General features: G+C 26.3%; 2 protein-coding genes. Both read left to right on the top strand.

The genetic code is table 11. The annotated features are described in order from the left end of the window. The first annotated feature begins 262 nt into the window (after positions 1 to 262). Entirely contained in the window at positions 263 to 1,549 is a 1,287-nt protein-coding gene (gene hisD, locus MBCUR_RS01515; protein ID WP_067089356.1) for a histidinol dehydrogenase, read from the top strand. 340 nt (positions 1,550 to 1,889) lie between these two features. Next, positions 1,890 to 3,209, top strand: coding sequence for an aspartate--tRNA(Asn) ligase (gene aspS / locus MBCUR_RS01520; protein ID WP_067089359.1), 1,320 nt, complete (start codon positions 1,890 to 1,892; stop codon positions 3,207 to 3,209). The last annotated feature ends 220 nt before the right edge of the window (positions 3,210 to 3,429 follow it).

Consider the following 3,429-nt stretch of genomic DNA (forward strand, 5'->3'; position numbering starts at 1 on the left):
CTTTAAATAGTCTAAAATAAATATCTAGAAAAATTAATCTCTAAACTCTTATGTAAAAAATTTAAATATTATCATAAATAAATAAATTAGTAAGTTTTATTAATTTTATCATAGTTCTTCGTTTTATAATTTTATTTATATGATTTTATTTATATGATTTTATTTATATAATGTATATATTTTCTAATTTTTTTATAAATTATTTTAATTGTTTTTAATTATTTTTTTAATTGTTTTTTATAAAATATAATTTAGTGGTAAAATGGAAATAATTAGTTCTCAAGAAGATTTGTCAAAGGTCATGGAGAGGTCAAAAACTGATATAAATGATGTTATAGGCACTGTTCAAGACATAATAAATAATGTAAAACTTAAAAAAAATCAAGCATTAAAAGAATACACTAAAAAGTTTGATAAAGTAGAATTAAATGATTTTAAAGTTAATCACGAAGAAATTAAAGAAGCTTATGAGAATCTAGATGAAAAACTTATAAACTCATTAAAATTAGCCATTGAAAATATTGGACAATTCCATAAACTTCAAATTCCTAAAGAGTGGAAAGTAGAGTTAAAAAATGGAATTGAGGCAGGACAAATCATTAGACCTATTAACAGTGTAGGTTGTTATATTCCTGGTGGAAGAGCTGTTTATCCATCAACAATTATCATGACTGTAGTTCCTGCAAAAATAGCTGGTGTTGAAAGGATTGTTTGCTGTTCTCCTCCTCAAAAAAATGGTAAAATAGCTGATGCAATATTGGTGGCCGCTGATTTGGCAGGTTCAGATGAAATTTATAAAATTGGAGGATCGCAAGCAATAGCTGCATTGGCATATGGAACTGAAACAATTAAAAAAGTAGAAAAAATTGTAGGACCTGGAAATATCTTTGTAACAGCTGCAAAAAAGCTTGTATATGGTGACACAGACATTGATTTTCCAGCAGGTCCTTCTGAAGTCTTAATAATAGCAGATAGAACAGCTAATCCAAATTTTATTGCACATGATATTTTATCTCAAAGTGAACATGATCCAAATGCTTCCTGTGTTTTAGTAACTGATGATGAGGATATTGCATTTAAGACAAAAAAAGAAGTAGAATTATTATGCCAAAAAGCTGAAAGAAAAGATGTAATAAATCAGTCTCTTAAAAATCATGGTAAAATTATACTAACAAAAGAAATTAAAGAATCTATTGAGATTTCTAACAATTATGCTCCAGAGCATTTAATTATAATTACTAAAGATGATGAAGATGTCTTAAAAAAAATCAAAAATGCAGGATCAATTTTCTTAGGAAATTATTCTCCAGTTGCAGCAGGAGACTATGGGTCAGGAACTAACCATGTTCTTCCAACGGCTGGTGGTGCTGCAGTGTATTCGGGATTATCTACAGAATCATTTTTAAAGAAACCAACGGTCCAAAAAATTACTAAAGAAGGATTAGAATCATTAAAAGACATTATTATTCCAATTGCAGAGTATGAAGGTTTTTATGCTCATAGTAATTCTGTTAAATCTCGTTTAAATGATTTAAATTCAAATGAATAGCTTTTATTAAGATGCTTAATTTTTTATTCTCTTTTTTATAGTTGTTTTTTTATTTTATAATATTAGTTTTCTTATTTTATTTTTTATTTTTTATTTTAGTTTAAAGTTTACTGATTTTTATTTTTTATAATTTTTAATAACATTTTGGATGTGTTAAATTTATTTAAAAATAATTAAAGTTATATAGTATTTTTAATAAATTATTTATGAATATAAATTTAAAAATATTTTTTTAATAAAATACATAAATTTGAAATTATTATTTCAAACAACTGTAATTATTGGATTTTAACTTTATAAAAAGAGTTTTTACTAATATTTATCAATTAGCGGTGAATAAATGGCAAGTTTATTAAGTGATTTAAGAAGAACCCATTATACAAAAAATATAAATTCTAACTCTGTTGGAAATGAAATTACAATTATGGGGTGGGTTCACGAAATAAGAGATCTTGGTGGGATTATTTTTGTACTTATACGTGATAGAGAAGGTAGAATACAAATTACAGCTCCAACAAAACATGTAGATCAAGAAGTGTTAGATACAATCAGAAAACTTAGAAAAGAATCTGTTGTTTCTGTTAAGGGAAAAGTTCAAGATGCTGGAAAAGCTCCAAATGGTGTAGAAATTATTCCAACAGAAATAATTATTTTAAATGAAGCAAATCAACCATTACCAATGGATCCAACTGATAAGGTCAAAGCTGAAATTGATACACGACTTGATTCTCGTTTTATTGATTTAAGAAGAGAAAACATTACTGCAATTTTTAAAATAAAAAGCCAAATATTGCATAGTACACGAGATTTCTTTCAAAATAATGGATTTATGGAAATTAACACTCCAAAATTAGTTGCATCAGCAACAGAAGGTGGAACAGAACTATTTCCAATAACATACTTTGAAAGAGAAGCATTTTTAGGTCAATCTCCTCAACTATATAAACAAATGATGATGGCTGCTGGATTTGACAAGGTTTATGAAATAGCTCAAATATTTAGGGCAGAAGAACATGATACTCTTAGACACTTAAATGAAGCCATTTCTATAGATATGGAAGCTTCATTTTTAGATGATAAGGATGTTATGGATATATTAGAAAAATTAATTAACAAAGTAATCTATGATGTAATTGATACTGAAAATCATAGCTTGGAAATACTTGACTCTAAATTAGAACTTTGCGGTTGTCCATTCCCTGTTGTAAAGTATGATGAAGCTGTAGATATAATTAATTCAAAAGGTGTTGAAATGGAATGGGGTGATGACTTGTCCCGTGCAGCTGAAAAAGCTCTTGGAGAAGTTTATGATAATTTTTATTTTTTAACTGATTGGCCAACTGAAATTAAGCCATTTTATGTTATGCCTAATGAAAAAGATCCTACTATTAGTCATGCTTTTGATTTAATGTATAAAAATTTGGAAATTTCTTCTGGTGCAATGAGAGTTCATCAACATGACCTTTTAGTGGAAAAAATAAGTGAAAAAGGTTTAAATCCTGATTCATTTGGTAGTTATCTAAAATCTTTTGATTATGGGATGCCTCCACACTCTGGTTGGGGTGTAGGTGCAGATAGGTTAACCATGGTTCTAACTGGTGTAAATAACATTAGAGAAGCTGTTTTATTCCCAAGAGATAGAAGAAGATTAACTCCTTAATTTTTTTTTTTTTTTTTAAAAAAAAAAGAAGTAGCAAATGAATTATATAAAAATTTTTTTAAAATATTTCTTTATTAATTCTTAAGATGTTCTAAAATTCAAAATTTTAAATTTTAGATAATTTAAAATTAATTTTAAGTTGGTTAAATCTATTATAACTATTAATTGCAATTTTATTTAGTAAAATAACACTTAATAATTTATTAATTTATATTTAAAT

The sequence above is a fragment of the Methanobrevibacter curvatus genome (assembly GCF_001639295.1).
Lineage (GTDB): Archaea > Methanobacteriota > Methanobacteria > Methanobacteriales > Methanobacteriaceae > Methanoflexus > Methanoflexus curvatus.